This window comes from Burkholderia sp. Nafp2/4-1b, from assembly GCF_003635165.1.
Taxonomy (GTDB): domain Bacteria; phylum Pseudomonadota; class Gammaproteobacteria; order Burkholderiales; family Burkholderiaceae; genus Burkholderia.
On the sequence record NZ_ML058599.1, the window covers coordinates 41040 to 58266 of the forward strand.

Here is a 17227-nt window from a genome sequence, read left to right on the forward strand (position 1 = left end):
GCACGCGGCGGGGCGTACCCAGTGAACCGCGCGGCGCATGACGCCGTCCCGGCGCCGAGACGATTTCGCCGACACGTATGCCCACCAAACTGAAAACGCTGATCGCGCATGCCGCCGCCGCGGGCCGCAAGCCGTTCGAGCCGGGGCGCGTGCGGCGCCAGCAGCAGACGATGCTGTACGGCAGCGGCGCGGCCATCACGGCGTTCATTCTGGTTTGCACGGTGCTTGTCGCGTGGCTCGAGGTGCACGATTACCTGGCGCAGGTGCGTTCGGCGTTTCTTCAGCGGGAGACGCGATTTTACGCAAGTCTCCGGAAGGTGGACGAAATGCTGTCGGTCCATGGCAACGGGGTCGAACAGTCGTGGAGACGCGACGTCGAGGTCGCGCCGGCCGTTCTCAGGAACCTCGACGACGGACGCGGCACGCTAACCGTGTCCGACACCGGTGGCGTCGAGCAGTTTCTCGTCCTGGCCGAGATTACCGCGGAGCGCCCGGCCGCGTCGTATGGGCGCTATCTGGCGGCGCTGATCGATCAACGTGATTCGATTACGCCACCGACCGATCTACCCGGCGACGAACCGCTCGGCGGCTATCTGATTGGTCTGGACGGCAACTTTCTCGGTGTGCTTGGAGCGCGGCTCGTCGCGCGTGCGCAGTCGCTCGGGCTGCGGAGCGGCGGCAGCCTGCCGTCGTTGATTTCCGCGTTGATCCCGACAGGCGCACAGATCCGGAAGCCAAACGGCGTTTTCACGATCGACCGACGCTTCGATCCGGTGATCGGGCGCTCGATCATCCGGTTCGCGCGGCGGCTGGACGACGCGAACGGTCGACCGTTAGGGTGGCTCGTCATCAATGCCGGGTACGAGGTCGACAAGATCATGGCACCGCAATCGAGCGACGAGGACACGGCGGTGGTCGATGCGCGCAACAATATCGTGTTCGGGCGTCTGCGCGACCGGGCCATGATCGATCAGGGGTTGAGCAATGCGCACGCCCCGTTCGGCGAGCACGTGGTCGTGCGGCGAGTCGGCATGCACTTCGTCGTAAGCGACCGCTTGCCGGAGTCGCGCCTGGTGATGATGACGACCTTTTCATGGCGCAGCGTCGTGAAGGCCACGCTTGCCGGCACAAGCGCCGCGTTGGGGTTGGCAGTGACCGCCATCGCGTTGCTGTGGGTGGGTGTGGTCATGTTCGATCGGCGTGCGCTGCGTCCCGCAAACCGTCGCGCCATCCGGTTGATCGAAAGCGAGGCGCTGAACCGCACGCTGATCCGCACGGCGCCGGCCGGACTCATGCTGCTGTCGCTCGCGAACGGCGAAACCATGGTGCGCAATGAAGCCGCCCAGGCCTATGGCGACACCGGAACGGCGCCGCCGCTCGGCAAGCGCATCTGGCAGGCCTATCAAGGCAGTATCGCGGGCGGGAGGGCGCCGCGCGTCGTCACGCACGAACTGCCGGTCGAACGCGCCGACGGCGGCACGACCTATCTCGCCGCGCAGATCGTCCGTACGCGTTTTCGCGGCGTCGACGTGCTGCTCTGCACGCTCACCGACATCACTGCGCGCAAGCTGGCCGAGGACAAGCTGCGCGAGGCACGAGAGGCCGCGGACGATGCCAACAAGGCGAAGTCGACCTTCCTCGCGACGATGAGCCACGAGATCCGCACGCCGCTGAACGCGATCGTCGGCAACCTCGAGCTGATGGAGCGCGCGCCGTTGCCGGCCGACGAGCGACGACGGCTGGCGACGGTGATCTCGTCGTCGGACGCGTTGCTGCGCATGATCAACGACGTGCTCGATCTGTCGAAGGTCGAGTCCAACCAGATGGTGCTCGAGGCCATTCCGTTCGACCTGCGTGCGATGCTGCGCGACGTCGCGGCGATCTTTCGTCCGCTCGCCGACGCGAAGCAGCTCGTATTCGAATGCCGGATCGCGCCGGAGCTGGCCGACGGTTATGTCGGCGATCCGACCCGCCTGCGCCAGATCGTGTCGAACCTCGTCAGCAACGCGATCAAGTTCACCGAGCGCGGCAGCGTGACTATCGACGCGCATCCGGCCCCCGCCGGCCCAGCCGACGGCGTCGACATTTCGGTGCGCGACACCGGGATCGGCATTCCGCCGGAAGCGTTGCCGACGCTGTTCGACGTTTATGTGCAGACGGATCCGTCGATCTACCGGCGCTTCGGCGGAACCGGGCTGGGGCTGCCGCTCTGCGGACGTCTCGCACGCTTGATGGGCGGCGCGCTGACGGTCGACAGCCGGCCCGGCGCGGGCACGACGTTCGTCGCGGCGCTGCCGCTGGCGGAGGCGCCGTCGGGGTGGCGCGCCGCGTTCGACGACGCGCCGGCGGCCGCGCTGCCGGTGCAGGTGGCCGACGACGACGCGCCGCTGCGCGTGCTCGTGGCGGAAGATCACCCGGCAAGCCGCGCGTTGCTGCGCGATCAGCTCGATGCGTTGCACTACGATGCGACGATCGTGACGAACGGCATCGAGGCGATGCGCGCGTACTTCGCGCAGCCGTTCGACGTGGTGCTGACCGACCTCGGCATGCCGAAGCTCGACGGCTTCGCGCTCGCAAATTTCCTGCGCGAGCAGGGCGCGACGGTGCCGGTGATCGCGATGACCGCGCATGCGACCGATGAGGATCGGCGACGGTGCGCGGAGGTGGGCGCTGCGGAGGTGGTGCTCAAGCCGCTGTCGATCGCGGCACTCGATGCGGTGCTGCGCCGGCACGGCCAACGCGAGCTGGCGGCGGGAGCCGATCCGGCGATGGCGAGCGCCACGCCCGTCATGACGGACGAGATGCGCGACGCGCTGCGTACGGCGACGCAGCGCTCGCTGGCCGTGATTGACGACGCGCTGTCGCTCGATGCAATCGATCCGGTCCGGATCGAGCTGCATTCGTTGCGCGGCGGCTTCGCGCTGGCCGGCGACACGGCGGCGCGGGACGCGTGTGCCGCGATGGAAGGAATCGTCAATGAGGGCGGAACCGACGCGCTCAGGGATCGCTGGCCGGCGTTCCGGGACGAGATCGCACGCGCCGTCGATCGCTAAGCAGCTCCCGGTGCGAACCGGGCAGGCGCGGGCGGCGCGGGTCCTGATCCTGATCGGGTAACGTCCGCGTTGTCGCGCCTCGGGTCCCCCTCCCCGCGCACTGAAGATTGATCTGTCGAAATCCTAGCAGGAACCGGGGCTCACCCAGTCAACGCGACGATGGCGACGCAGCCCGTCGACACGGCAAATCGAACCTCACGGAAGTTGCGGTTCTTCCAATCCTTGACGTAGGCGTCCGGACGAATCGGCCCGACGAGATGCGCGTTGCCGGATTTTAATTTAGGACCGGTCGCATGGGTTCGCGGATCGATTGGAAAATAACAATTGAATTATGCGTTGTCGCATCAATTCATTTGATCTATTGCGAAAAATGATTTTTATCAATGGTTTTAGTCCGGTACTACTGAAAAATAATCGGGCTGACCATATCGGCGGCATGCCCGTGTCTCAACATGATGATCCGATCCGGGTCGAGCAGGGCCGCGATGCTCTGACTGTGATTGCCGCCAACCACCGACATTGCTTGTCGTGACGGCCCGCGGCTCGCCCATGCGCGGCTTTCGCGGATCCGTCCAGCAATGATTGGTTGAATTATATAAATTTGTGAAATTCCGATCCGGAAAGCCCATTCGCGAATCAATTGCTCGATTCCGAGGTGATGGTTATTCGTTCCAGTACGGTCAATTGATGAGTGAATATCGTTCTAAACCTAGATACCGAATCTCGATAAGTTGTCATCATTCATCCCGCCTTTCGCGAGGTCTCAGCTACTCGATAAGGTGTTCTTAATTTTGATCAAAACTGGAGAAGATAGTGACGACTTTCAATAACAAGATTCTCGCTTTCGCAGCAGTCGCGGGCATGTTCGCGGCAGGTTCGGCCATGGCGGCGGACGGCACGATCAATTTCACCGGCACCATCACCGCGGCATCGTGCACGATCACGGGTGGCGCCGGCACGGGTGTGACGGGTGAAAAGGGCAAGCAGACCATCGACGTCAACCTCGGCAAGGTCAGCGCGGACTCGATCGGCGGCACGGCCGGTGGTGGCGTCGCGAGCGGCACGTCGATCAACCTGAACCTCAATTGCGGCAACACCGCAACCGACCTGACGCTCGTCAAGATGAAGTTCGACCCGAAGGGCGGCTCGGGCGTCGACGCCGCGAACAACCGCCTGCTGAAGATCTCGGGTACGGCGAAGGGCGTCGGCATCGGCATCTACGACGCTAACAACCAGCTGGTGAACTTGGCGGCGAACGAAACGGTCGATGCACCGCTGGTCAAGGGCGGCACGGCCGGGGCACCGATTTACACCGCTTCAATCAGCATGCGTGCCGGCTATGTCGCCAACAGCGAAAAGGTCGTGGCCGGTTCGGCGAACGGCACGCTGCCGTTCACGCTGACGTACGAGTAAATCCCCCATCGAGCGGCGAAATGGCGGGCACGCCGCTTCGCCGCCGCCTGCAGGTTCAAATCCAAATGACGAAATCCCTCATTGCCGGGCTGGTCGCGGCCAGCTCGATGTTGTTTTTGTCGGCGCCATTGCATGCCGGCGTTTCCTTGTCCGGCACGCGCGTCGTCTATCCCGCGACGAGCAAGGAAGTGTCCGTGGTCGTCAAGAATCAGGCGAAAGACGACGTGATGATCCAGTCGTGGCTCGAATCGCCGGATGAAAAAAAGGGCGATCTGCCGTTTGCGATCACGCCGTCGTTGAGTCGATTGGGTGGCGACAAGCAGCAGATCCTGCGGATTTTCTACGCGGGTGAAGGGCTCCCGGCCGATCGTGAGTCCGTGTTCTGGTTGAGCGTGCAGGAAATTCCGCAACGCGCGAAGGGTGACAACTCGCTGCAGATCGCGGTGCGTCAACGTATCAAGCTTTTTTATCGGCCTGCCGATCTGCCCGGCGAGCCCGACCAGGCACCCGCCCAGTTGAAGTGGCGGTGGAGCGGCGACGGCGGCAAACCTGCGCTGGATGTCATCAACGACACGCCTTACTTCGTTTCGCTCGGTCACGCACGCGTCAAGGCCGGTACGAACACCTACCCGATCGTGACCGAAATGGTTGCGCCCAAATCCGTGAAACGGCTTGCAGTGAAGGAGCTCACGGGGCAGGCGCTGCCGGCGAATGCCACGGTGGAATTCAGCTCGATCAACGACTTCGGCGCAACCGTCGACAGGCAGGCCGACTTGTCGAAGTAACGCGCCGGGCGCGCGCGAGCGGTCTGAGTTATTCGAGATACGTCAATACGTTCTACTAATGAAGGAGAGAGGCGCGCATTTCCGGTAGCTCGACCGAGTGAGAGGGGCACGCATTCAAGGACATGAACACCACCGTCAAGAAAATGGCCGAAGCTTGCCAGCGCACGTCATGTCTGATGGCGCTCGGCGCCGTCATTGCACCAGTTGCCGGTCATGCGGCAGAGTTCAATGAGATGTTCCTGAAGAAGGGGGACGGGCCCGTCGAACTCACTTATTTCGAGCGCGGCAGTTCGGTCGCACCCGGCGTGTACGACGTCGACGTCTCGTTGAACCAGCGGCGCGCGAAGCGCGAGTCGATCTTGTTCAAGGCGGATGCATCGGGCGAAGTCCGGCCCGTGATTACCTATGGCTTGCTCAAGTCGCTCGGCGTGGACGTAAAGCGCCTCGAGCGCGAGCACAAGCTGGAAGCGGCGCTCGACGACAACGCGATCGTCGATCTCGACGTGCTGGTCGAGGGCGCGTCGTCGAGTTTCGACGTCGGCACGCTGACCGTCGATGTCAGCGTCCCGCAGATTTATGCGCCGGGGCAGTCACGCAGCGTCGTCGATCCGTCGCTGTGGGACGAGGGCGTCGTTGCGGCCTATTCGAACTATCAGGCGAACTTCAGCCACGATACGGATTCCGGGTATCGCAGCGACTATGGGTATCTCGGGCTGCGCAACGGCGTGAACATCGGTGCCTGGCGGTTGCGCAACGAGTCGTCGCTGTCGTGGCGGCGCGGTTCGCCATCCGAATTCAGTGCCAACCGCAGCTATGTCGAGCGCGACCTGAAAGGCATCAAGGGTCGAGTTGCCGCGGGCGAGGTGTATTCGTCCAGCGAGATCTTCGACAGCGTGCGTTTCCTCGGCGTGCAGGTCAGTTCCGACACCGGGATGCTGCCGGACAACGATGTCGGCTATGCGCCGGTCGTGCGCGGCATCGCGCAAAGCAATGCGGTGGTCGAGGTCCGTCAGAACGGCTACGTGATTTACTCGGCGTCGGTAACGCCCGGCGCATTCGAGTTCCGCGACATTTACCCGAGCGGCTCGAACGGCGACCTCGAGATCAAGATCATCGAGTCCGACGGGAGCGTGCGTACCTTCCGGCAATCGTATTCGTATCTGCCCGTCATGATTCGTCGCGGCACGATGCGCTACGCGTTTTCGGCAGGTCAATATCGTGGCTTCGGCCAGTCTCGTCCCAAGTTCGCACAAGGCTCGCTGGTCTACGGGGTATCCGACAACCTGACCGGATACGGTGGCTTCATCGGCGCCGAACGCTACGCGGCGATTGCGCTGGGCGTCGGCTACAACTCACCGTTCGGCGGGGTTTCGTTCGACGTCACGCACAGCCAGTCGAACGCGTCGGGCCGCAAGGCGAGCGGGCAGAGTCTCCGCTTCCTGTATTCGAAAACACTGTCGGCCACCGAAACGACCTTCACGATGGTCGGCTATCGCTACTCGACCGACGGCTATCGCACGCTCAGCCAGCACGTCGACGATCTCGATCGCCAGTGGGGGAGCGGGTATCGTCGGCAGAAGAGCCGCATCGACTTGAACATCAACCAGTCGCTTGGCACGAGCGGGTCGCTGTATGCGAGCGTTGGCGACACGAGCTACTGGAACCGCGGCGGCTCGAGCCGCAACATCCAGTTCGGCTACAGCGGTGCGCTGAAGAAGCTCAGCTACAGCGTTTCGATTGCACATACGCGGGATACCGGCGCATTCGGCCGAGCGGACACCCAGTTTTCCGCATCGGTCAGCATCCCGATCGGCGGCGGCGCGCGTTCGCATCGCGCGTTCGCGAACACGGTGGCTTCGACGGGCGGCGATGTCAACGTGCAGGCGGGCGTGAGCGGGTTCATGAACGATTCCAACACCGTCAACTATTCGGTACAAGGCGATTACCGCAAGGATTCGGGCGGCTCGGGCGGCGTGGGCCTTGGCTGGGATACGCCGATGGCCAAACTGACGTCGAACTACAACCAGTCGGGGCACGGGAAGCACGTGGACGTCGGTGCGGCGGGTTCTATCGTCGCGCACAGCGGTGGCATCACGTTGGGTCAGACGGTGGGCGAAACCTTCGCGATTGTCGAAGTGCCGGGTGTACGCGGTGCACGCTTCTCGTCGGCGAGCATCAGCACCGACCGCCGCGGCTTCGCGATCGTGCCGTATGCACAACCGTATCGCTTCAACTGGCTGAACGTCGACACGGAAAGCCTCGGCTTCGACACGGACCTGACCGACAACACGAAGTCGGTGGTGCCGACGCGGGGTGCGATCGTCAAGGCACGCTTCGCCGCGGAGACGGGCCGTCGCGTTCAGTTCGACGTGACGACGAGCACGGGCGGCAAGGTTCCGTTCGGGGCGACCGCTTATGACGAGAACGACAAGGTGCTCGGCATGGTCGACAACGCGTCGCGCGTACTCGTGTTTGGCGTCAAGGATGAGGGCCGCATGTCGATTCGCTGGAGCGAGGGTTCGTGCGAAGGCAACTACGTGCTGCCGGAGCAGAGGAAAACGGTCGCATACGACCGCGTGGCAATGCGCTGCAGGCTGGCGGATCGCTAAACCCTGAAAATTCGAAAGGCCGCCCGCCCGGTATCCCCGGTCGGGCGGCCTTTTGTCCGGTGGCTCATACGCCACTGGTTATGCGTCATGCCGCTGGCGACACGTGATGGCGTCCGGCCATCGGTACGAACCGAATACGCCGGACGCCACGCCGGTGACGCTTACGGCTTCACTTGCCCGTAGTTCGTACCGACCAGCGAACCGTGGAACTGGTTGTAGCCAGCGGTGACGTCGATCCGGCTGGTGGTCGACGAACCGAAGAAGCGACCGAAGTTCCCGCCGGCGAGACCGCCGAGCCGCGCAAACCGGCCGCCGGAAACCGTGCCGCCCGACGACGACGCGGTGACCACGCCACCGTTATTGCCGACGAGGCCGCCGACGAAGCTGAAGTCGCCGCCCTTCGCCGAGCCCGTCGCGTTCGACTGGTCGACGGTGCCCGTCAGTTGGCCGACGAGACCGCCGACGTTGGAGTTCGTGCCGCCCTCGGCATTCCCCGACGCGCTCGACATCAACACGGAGCCGCCCTGGTTGGCGCCGACCAGGCCACCGACCATGGAATTATCGCCGGCCTTCACGAAGCCGCTGGCTCGCGATGCGATGACACGCCCTCGATTGCGCCCGACCAGGCCGCCTGCCGCGCTCGAATGGCCGGCCGACACGTTGCCGCTTGCTTCGGCCTCGAAGATCACACCGGTGTTCTGGCCCGCGAAGCCGCCTGCGTTGCTCGCATAGCGGGCGGTGACGTTGCCGGTGGCCGTCGACGAGGCGATGTTGCCGGCGTTGAAGCCCGCGAAGCCGCCAACCGTGCCGCCGTCGCTGGCAACCACGTCGCCGGAAGCGCTGGAGGCTTTGATCGTGCCGGTGCTATTGGTGCCAACGAAGCCGCCTGCGATGCTGGCGCCGCCGGCTTGGACCCTGCCGAGCGCCCGGGACGTTTCGACGAAACCGTCGTTCACGCCCGCGAAGCCACCGACCTTCGAATCGCTCAACGCGGTCACGTTGCCGGTCGCCTTCGACGCATGGATGCGTCCGGTGCCGTCGTTGCGTCCGACGAAGCCGCCGGCCGCGCTGTTCGAGCCGACGACGACGTCACCGGTCGCGGTCGATGCATCGATTTCACCCGCGTTGACGCCCACGAGCCCGCCGGCTGCCCAGGTCGAATCGCCCGCCGAAACGTGACCGTTTGCCTGCGAATCGCGGATCCGGCCGTGGTTCGAGCCGACGAGCCCGCCCAGCGTGCCGGATTGCGCGGCCACGACGTCGCCGTCGGCCGCGGACGACTCGATCGAGCCGAAGTTCAGGCCGACGAGGCCGCCTGCGGTCGAGCCGTCGCCGGCCGATACTTTCCCGGTGGCGCGCGACGCTTCGATGGCGCCGAGGTTGGTGCCCACGAGACCGCCGGCGACCGCGTTGTGCCGTGCGGTGACGGTCGCGGATGCCGAAGACGACGAGTGGGTGATGATGCCGCGCTCGAGGTTGAGTCCGACGAGGCCGCCGACCATCGCGGCATCACCCGACGCGGTCAGGCTGCCGGCGCTCGACGAGCGCTCGATCGTTCCGGTGTTGCGCCCGACGAGGCCGCCTGCCGGACCATCGGCCTCGGCGGTGACCTGTACGTCGGCATGGCTGTCGCGAATCATCGCCGAGACCGGCGGCTGGTTCAACCGCGTCATGTTCTCGCCCGCGAGACCGCCGATCGCCAGTGCGTCGCGATCGCCACGCACGCTGCCGGATACCGTCGTGTGCTCGATCGTGCCGCCGTAGTTGCCGCCGACGAGGCCCCCGATGATCGTGCGCCCCTGTGCCGAGACGGTTACGTCGTGCGCCGTCACGTTCGAGATCGTGCCGGTGTTGACGCCGGCGAGTGCACCGACGAGAACCGGGCTACCGTAGCGCTGCCCCACTGCGTTTGCCACGACGTTGCGCAACGCGAGGTTCGCGATGCGGCCGGCATTCTGGCTGAACAGGCCGACCGTGGTCGAGCCGGGATTCGATACGCTCAGGTTGCTGATCGCATTGCCGAGGCCGTCGAACACACCCGAGAATGCGCCGTTGCCGCCGATGCTGCGGAACCCGGCAAGCTTGCCGTCGATCGTGTTGCCGACCACGTAGCGGCCCTTCAGGTTCGCGTCGACATTGCGCAGGTCGTCAATCGTATGCAGCACCTTGTAGTCTTCGCCGTTCGAGCGATACGACGCGTTGTCGCCGGACAGCGTGACCGCGGCCTGATCGCCCGCGAACGTGTGGCCGTTCGTCGAATTGAGTTCGAGGTGCGCGTTGTTGCCGGTCAGCTTGATCGCATCGTTCACGCGGATCTTGTCGGCGGCATTGACGACGACACTGGCGTTATCGCCGGCAGCCGACAGCGCCTGCTTCAGTTCGACGTCACCGTGCTGCGCGGTGAGCGTCAGCGCGCGGTCGCTGTTCCACGCGACGGGACCGTCGACGGTCAGGTTGCTACGCGTGTTCGTCAGCGCGACGTTGGTGGTATCGAGGCTGCGCGACAACGTGTCGGCGCCGATGGAAAGGTCGCCGTGTTGGGCGTTCACGCCGGCGTTGGCCGCCTCGATCGTCCATGTGCCGGCCGTGTTGCCTGCGCGCGTGTCGACCTGCGTGTCGGCCGCGACGTTCACGCGCTCGCCGCGCGTGAGCACCGTGCCGGCTGCATCGCCGCTCGCATCCAGCTTGCCGGCGACGTTGACGGTGCCGCCGTCGAGCGTGATCTTGCCGCCGCGGCCCGAGAGCCCCTTCGCCTCGATCGTGCCGGTGTTGTTGACCACCGCATTGAGCAGGTTGCCGGCCGCCCGCGCGGACATCAGCACCTCGCCGCCGTCGGCCTTCAGCAGACCGCCGTTGGTCGCCTGTGCGTCCACTGCGCCCTCGTCGACCTGCAGGCTGAGCAGATCGCTGCCGTCGAAGTTGACCTTGAACGCGTTGCCGGCGCCGAGCGCGACGCGGCCCATCTTCGCCTGGATCACGCCGTTGTTCGACACGCGCGCGCCGAGCAGCGCGACGCTGCCGCCGTCGGCTGCGTTGATGCGGCCGTCGTTGACGATCGACGCGTTCGAGTTGCCCTCGAAGCGATAGTTGCCGGCGAGGAAGTCGGCGTCGCTGAGGTTCTGCGTCGACGCGACGAGACCGCCGACGTTGATTTGCGCGCCGGAGCCGAACAGCACGCCGTTCGGGTTCACGAGGAACACCTTGCCGTTCGCGTCGATGTTGCCGTGGATTTGGCTGCCGTTGTTGCCGATCACGCGGTTCAGCGCGATGGATTGACTGCCGGGCTGGTGGAACGACACGCGTTCGCCGCCGGCGACGCTGAAGTCCTGCCAGTTGGTGACGAGCTTGTCGGTATGCTGATTGATCGACATCGACTTGCCGTCCGCGTCGCGGAGGATGTCGGCGCTGCCGTGCATGATGTTTTCGCCGGTAGGCAGCGCGAATGCGGGCAGCGCCGCGAAGCCGAGCAGCGAGACAGCGGCCGCGGCGACAACGCGCTTGCCGCCCGCCGATTTGCCGCGGCGGCGCGCGGTTTCCCCAACTGCGCTCCAGCAACCCTGGGTCTGATTCCAGACCAGTGCGTAGGTCTTGTTCATCGTTTGTTATCGCTCTCTATGGTTAAGGATGATGTCTTCCAAATGATCAGTAAACCTTAGGAAGACACGTATTCGGATGCGAACGGGTTTCCGCTTCCGATGATGCGGACGATCCGGCGCGAACCGGGATCGTCCGTTGTAGGCCGCTCAGAAGTACGTGGCAGCCTGCAACCAGACGCTCGGCGAGCGTGTCGCCGATGCGACCGAAAACGCCGGGCCCAGCGGCAGCGCGGCACTCAGGTTGATCTGATGGCGCGTGCCGAACCAGCTCGCACCGATGCCGAGCGACGACAGCTGCACCGTGTTGCGCTCGCGGGACCACGGTTGCCGGGAGAGCTGGACGCGCCCCGTGTCGGCGAACGTGCTGAACTGCCACCCGGGCGCGGCGAGATAGCGCAGCTCCATGCTGGCTTGCCAGCCCTGGTCGCCGTTGCCGGCACCGAGCGCATACGCACGCACGCCGTAAGGGCCGCCGAGGCTGAATTTTTCGGATGCGTCGAGATTGCGCGACGACAGTTGCGCGCTGAACTGCGTATAGAGCTGAAACCGGGTGCCGAGCGCCTGCAGCCGTAGCGCGTTCACGTTCAGCTTCGTGAAGCGGCCGTGCGTGTGCGTGATGGAATTCGTGTCGAGTCGGTCATTGCCGCCCAGGCGGCCGGTGCCGACCGTGACCGAGAAGCCGTTCCGGCCGGCGCCGCCCAGGCTGTCCTGGCTGTTGCCGCTCACGCCGACCGTCCACAGGTCGATGCGCTTGTCGTTGTCGACGTCGAAATAGCCGTAGCTGTCGCGCAGGTGTTTGTTGTCGTACGTGAGTTGGGCACTGAGGCTGGCGCGGCGGCTGCGTATCAGCGGTTGCGTGACGAACGCCGACCGGACGTCGGCGCTGCCGTGATAGTCGAGATCCTTCAGGCTGCCGCCGACCCGGAAGTTCATGTCGGAATAGGCGACGCCGATGCGTGTCGACGCGGGACCGACCGGCAACTGATAGGCGGCGCGGTAATAGCGCTGGTGCGTATTGCTGGTCAGCCCGCGCAGCGAGAAGCGGTCGCCGACGCGCAGCGGCGCGTTGACGTCGACGCTGCCCGTTGCGCGGTAGCGGCCCGTCAACGCATCGCCGAAGTTGTCGAATTCGATCGAACCGGTGGCGAACGGGCTGCGTTGCGCGTCGATCACGAGATCGGTCGTGCCCGGATCGCTGCCGGGCCGCAACGTGCCTTTCGCGTCGACACCGGGCATGTCGTCGAGCAGCATCAGACTGCGCTCGAGGCTCGCGCCATGAGCAATGTCGCCGGGATGCAGCGCGGCAAGCGGCTGGCGCAGCGCGCGATCGAACACGCGGGTGCGGTTGTGCAGTTCGATTTTCCCGTAGCGGCCCTCGACGACGGCGATGCGCACGACGCCGTCGTCGATGTCCTGCCGCGGCAGATACGCACGGGCGAGGACGTAGCCGTGCTCGCGATAGTAGGCCGTGATCCGGTGCGCCGCCTGCTGGAGCTCGCCGAAGCCGAGATCGCGACCGAGGAGATCGGCGAGCAACGCTTCGAGCCGTTCCGCCGGAATCGTCGTGTTGCCTTCGACGACGAACGCGCGGACCGCGACGCGCGGGCCGGTGTCGTCTGCCGCGGCCGGCATGGAATCGGCGGGCGCGATGTCGATGTCCGGACGCGTGGCGGCCGGCAGCGACGGACGGACCGCTTCGATGTCGCGCATCGATTGCCCTGCGCTGGGCACCTGTGCCTGCGCGACACCGACGCCGGGCAGCAGCAGCGCAGCAGCGATGCATCGCGTGCGGCGGCCGAGCGCGTGCACGGCTTGCGTTGCGCTCGGCAGGGCAGCACTGCGGGAACAGACGGCATGCGACGTCGGCGGCTGTCTCGCCACGCTGAAGACTGCTGCCGGCGAGTCGGCAACCGCCGGCGATTGCGTACGACGGATCAATTGAATATCGTGCCCTGGAGAATGAATTGCGGACCAATCCTATGAATTGCCAAGGATTGGTTTGGAATGCAGGGGATATTACGAAAGGCGCGATGGCGTGGATATTGAACAAGTACGAGCGCATGGACGAAATCGCTCTGTCTTGCACGATTTTTGGGACGAGACGCGCTGGCGTTGTGCGCGGCTCCGTCGAATCGAGATGAAACGCAATCATGCAACGACGACGCACGGCAATGGGCCGATCCTGCAGCCGCTTGACCACGATCGGTTCTTTGAGTAGGGGCGCGGCCTCATCGTGGAATAGGACATAACGCGCACTAATCCCAATTTCTTTAGGACATGTCCGATTAAAAACCGGTTTTCTCGATGGCAGTATACGGACTCGCATCGCTTTGATACGAGGTGTGATGGAAGCGCATGAGATGAGTCTGTTGCTCTTGTCGCGCCAAATCGCATCGCGCAAATCCGATATTTAAATATTTATGACGTTTCTGCAGGTCATTCGCCATAAATAACAATCCGTATTGCTAAATAACAGGATAAGACCCTTCGTCGATCTGACAATCGACACGTGTCGGCACGGCCGCATCGCGTAAACGCATGCCGCCGTCCTGACGCCGTTCGATTTCGACGGGTGATCGCTCAGATATGCATTCGTTCGACTCTGTTCGCTACGCGCCCGTTGTTAGCGGGAGGTTTTCCTGGTTCCGGCTGGCGGATTGCGGCCTGCTCGTCGCGACCGCATGGGCAGCAAAGCGCTGGTTCGACAGTTCGTCGTATTCGGCCGGCGATGCGGTGCTGATCGCCATTTCGATCGCATGTGCGCTCGTCCTGCTTCCGTTGATCGGCGTGTACGGCAATTTCGCGCACCGCACGCCGTGGCGTCGCATGTGGCGGGTGCCGGCCGGACTTGCCGTCGCCGTGTGCGTCGGCGTGATGGCCGTCACGGCGCTCGAATGGCATTCCAGTGCAGCAGCCCCCGGCTGGGTGATCGGCTGGTTCGCGTTGTCGGCGGTCGCGCTCGTCGTGTCGCACGCGTTGCGGCAATGGCTCGGCGTCCATATGGCGGCGCGTGATGCCAGGCGCAAGCCGGTCGCGCTCGTCGGGCATCGCGAACGATGCCTGGCGCTGGCGAGCCGCGATGCGCGCGCCGCGGCGCCGCCGTTCCAGGTGGCCGCGATCTTCGACATGTCCGATGCACCGGCGATCGATGCGGGCACGCTGGAAGTGCATGTCGATCTGGGCCGGTTCGTCGACTGCGTGCGGCGAGCGCGCGTCGCGGAGATCTGGATCGTGCTGCCGCTGTCGGAAGCCGATCGCGTCGGCGCGATCGTTCGCGCGTTCGACAACGATCTCGTCGATATCCGCTTCATGCCGGATCTGACGGGTGTGACGCCGCTGCAGCCGCGCCGGACGGCACCCGGCCGCGCGCTCGATCTCGTCGGCGCGCCGCTGTCGGTGCGCGCGCTGGCCGCCAAGGCGGTTTTCGATCGTGTGTTCGCCGGTCTCGCGCTGATTGCGATCGCGCCACTGATGGCGCTCATCGCGATCGCCGTGAAGCTGTCGTCGCCGGGGCCGGTGCTGTTTCGCCAGCAACGACGCGGTGCGTATGGACGCATCTTCACGATCTACAAGTTCAGAACGATGCGCATTCACGACGCGAGCGCATCGGGCGACGTGCGTCAGGCGACGCGCGGCGACCCGCGCATCACGCGCATCGGCCGGCTGCTGCGGCGGACCAGCCTCGACGAGCTGCCGCAGTTCTTCAACGTGCTGAAAGGCGACATGTCGGTGGTCGGCCCGCGTCCGCATGCGGTGGAGCATGACCGCTTCTACCAGCATCTCGTCGACGGCTACATCCAGCGTTACCGGATCAAGCCGGGCATCACCGGCTGGGCCCAGGTCAACGGGCATCGCGGCGAGACGGATCGCGTCGAGAAGATGCAGAAGCGGGTCGAGCACGACCTTTATTACCTGAACAACTGGTCGTTCTCGCTGGATATGCGGATTGTTGCGGCGACGGTTCTGTGCGGATTCACGCATCGCAACGCTTATTGAATGACGCGTCGACGCACGCGGTCGGGATAACGGGAATGGAAACTGAAAAATGGTCGCGCTCATGGGCGCGGGGCTTGCAATCGGCTATGGCGGTCTTGCCCGTCGTGCTGCTGTCTGCGTGCGCGGTCGAGCCGGGGATGCACATGAACGTCACGCGGGATGTCGGCCCGACCGGCGATGTCATGACGCGAACCGACGCTGGCGGCCTGAGTGTGTCGATGCATCGGATCGATGCGACATCGCTCGGCGAGCCCGGGTCGCGCGAAGCGCTGCCGGTACCGATCGACACGATCGACGGTGCGCTGATCGCGGCCCAGCGATGCGATGTCCGCGCGCAGTCTGAGCGCACGCGCGCCGCACTTTTTGCTGTGCCGGAACCTTACGCGATCGATGCGGGCGATGTGCTGCAGATCACCGTGTGGGATCACCCCGAGCTGGCCGCGGCACTGGGCAATCCGGGCAACCAGCAGGCGCGCCCGGCCGACCCGCCGGCGGGCTTCATCGTCGATCAGGCCGGCAATCTGACGTTTCCGTACGTGGGCGAACTGCACGTCGCGGGCATGAGCACGAGCGAAATCCAGGCTGCGCTGCGCGCGCGGCTCGCGAAGTGGTTCATCGCGCCGCAGTTGACGGTACGCGTCGCTTCGTATCGTGCGAATCGCGTCTATATCGACGGCGAAGTTCGCACGCCGGGCGCGCATCCGGTCAACGACACGCCGATGACGCTGCTCGAGGCTGTCACGCGCGCGGGCGGTTTCACGGCCAATGCGGACCAGAGCCGCATGACGCTCGTGCGCGCCGGCGCCGCCTATCCGATCGATCTGCCCGGGCTGATCCGCGAGCGGGCCGATCCGTCGCGCATCGTGTTGCGCAACGGCGATCTGCTTCAGGTCGCCGCGCGCGATCAGTTCGGTGTGTACGTGATGGGTGAAGTCAACAAGCCGACGACGGCGCTGCCGCTTCGCAACGGCCGCCTGACGCTGGCCGACGCGCTGTCGCAGGCGGGCAGCGTGAACCAGGGCACGGCCGATGCACGGCAAACCTACGTGATCCGCGCCGGCGCGGACCGGCAGGCGCACGTGTTTCATCTGGACGGCCGCTCGCCGGTGTCGATGGTGCTTGCCAATCAGTTCGAGCTGCAGCCGCACGACGTCGTCTACGTCGACAGCACGAAGCTTGCACGCTTCGGCCGCGTGCTTGCGCAACTGTTGCCGGCCATCAACGCGGGCCTGACCGCCGCGATCGTCACGAAATGATGAATCGGATCCTGGTGGTGTGCACCGGCAACGTCTGCCGCAGCCCGGCCGCGCAAGCGCTGATGTCGCGCGAATTGCCGGGTCGCACGATCGAGTCGGCCGGCATCGCGGCGATCGTTGGGACCGCGATCGACCCGGTAATGAGCGAGTTGCTGACCGGGCGCGGCTTCGATCCGTCCGCGCATCGGGCTCGCCGCATCGACGACCGGACCTGCCGTTGGGCCGACCTGATTCTCGTCATGGAGAGCGCACAGCGCGACCTGATCCAGCGCGCCTACCCGGCGACGCGCGGTCGCGTGTATCGCCTCGCCGAGCGGTACCAGGCCGACGTTCCGGATCCGTATCGCCGAAGCCGCAACGTCTACGACCACGCGATGAAGCTGATCGAGCACGGTGTGGCCGATTGGGCCGCGCGAATCGTCCGCCTCGATCAGAAATGGCCGCGACATCCGGATACCGGCGCGGCTGCACCGGAACCCTTGCAGTGAGATTCACATGAACGCATCGAACCCAAGCCGA

Annotated in this window: 10 protein-coding genes; 7 read left to right on the forward strand and 3 right to left on the reverse strand. The window is 65.0% G+C overall.

Annotation, left to right across the window (positions count from 1 at the left end):
- Nucleotides 1-77: 77 nt before the first annotated feature.
- Nucleotides 78-3053, forward strand: coding sequence for a hybrid sensor histidine kinase/response regulator (locus C7H84_RS06730; RefSeq protein WP_121858072.1), 2976 nt, complete (start codon nt 78-80; stop codon nt 3051-3053).
- A gap of 400 nt (nt 3054-3453) precedes the next feature.
- Here the strand turns inward: C7H84_RS06730 and C7H84_RS36255 are convergent, their stop codons facing one another.
- Nucleotides 3454-3693 (reverse strand): hypothetical protein, encoded by a 240-nt coding sequence (locus tag C7H84_RS36255; RefSeq protein ID WP_162999224.1) that lies wholly within the window; start codon nt 3691-3693, stop codon nt 3454-3456.
- A gap of 173 nt (nt 3694-3866) precedes the next feature.
- On the opposite strand from C7H84_RS36255, the gene C7H84_RS06735 reads away from it, so the two are divergent.
- The 3 genes from C7H84_RS06735 to C7H84_RS06745 all read left to right on the forward strand — a co-directional run bounded on the left by C7H84_RS06735 (nt 3867) and on the right by C7H84_RS06745 (nt 7860).
- A complete protein-coding gene (locus C7H84_RS06735; protein WP_240461986.1) occupies nt 3867-4466 on the forward strand; it encodes a fimbrial protein in 600 nt (199 codons plus the stop codon).
- Nucleotides 4467-4486: 20 nt separating this feature from the next.
- Complete coding sequence (locus C7H84_RS06740; RefSeq protein ID WP_240461987.1) at nt 4487-5251, forward strand: fimbria/pilus periplasmic chaperone; 765 nt, start codon at nt 4487-4489, stop codon at nt 5249-5251.
- A gap of 122 nt (nt 5252-5373) precedes the next feature.
- Entirely contained in the window at nt 5374-7860 is a 2487-nt protein-coding gene (locus C7H84_RS06745) for a fimbria/pilus outer membrane usher protein (protein ID WP_205611403.1), read from the forward strand.
- A gap of 161 nt (nt 7861-8021) precedes the next feature.
- Here the strand turns inward: C7H84_RS06745 and C7H84_RS06750 are convergent, their stop codons facing one another.
- Entirely contained in the window at nt 8022-11456 is a 3435-nt protein-coding gene (locus tag C7H84_RS06750) for a GLUG motif-containing protein (protein ID WP_121858073.1), read from the reverse strand.
- Between the two features lie 147 nt (nt 11457-11603).
- Nucleotides 11604-13337 (reverse strand): ShlB/FhaC/HecB family hemolysin secretion/activation protein, encoded by a 1734-nt coding sequence (locus C7H84_RS06755; protein ID WP_346428372.1) that lies wholly within the window; start codon nt 13335-13337, stop codon nt 11604-11606.
- Between the two features lie 705 nt (nt 13338-14042).
- Here C7H84_RS06755 and C7H84_RS06760 point away from each other — a divergent pair.
- The 3 genes from C7H84_RS06760 (at nt 14043) to C7H84_RS06770 (ending at nt 17196) form a co-directional block, all read left to right on the forward strand.
- On the forward strand, nt 14043-15452 hold the full coding sequence (locus tag C7H84_RS06760) for an undecaprenyl-phosphate glucose phosphotransferase (protein WP_121858074.1): 1410 nt from the start codon (nt 14043-14045) through the stop codon (nt 15450-15452).
- 182 nt (nt 15453-15634) lie between these two features.
- Nucleotides 15635-16708 (forward strand): polysaccharide biosynthesis/export family protein, encoded by a 1074-nt coding sequence (locus C7H84_RS06765; protein ID WP_240461988.1) that lies wholly within the window; start codon nt 15635-15637, stop codon nt 16706-16708.
- Nucleotides 16705-17196: a low molecular weight protein-tyrosine-phosphatase gene (locus C7H84_RS06770; RefSeq protein WP_162999226.1), complete on the forward strand. Its 492-nt coding sequence runs from the start codon at nt 16705-16707 to the stop codon at nt 17194-17196. The genes C7H84_RS06765 and C7H84_RS06770 overlap by 4 nt, the downstream gene beginning before the upstream one ends.
- Nucleotides 17197-17227: the final 31 nt, after the last annotated feature.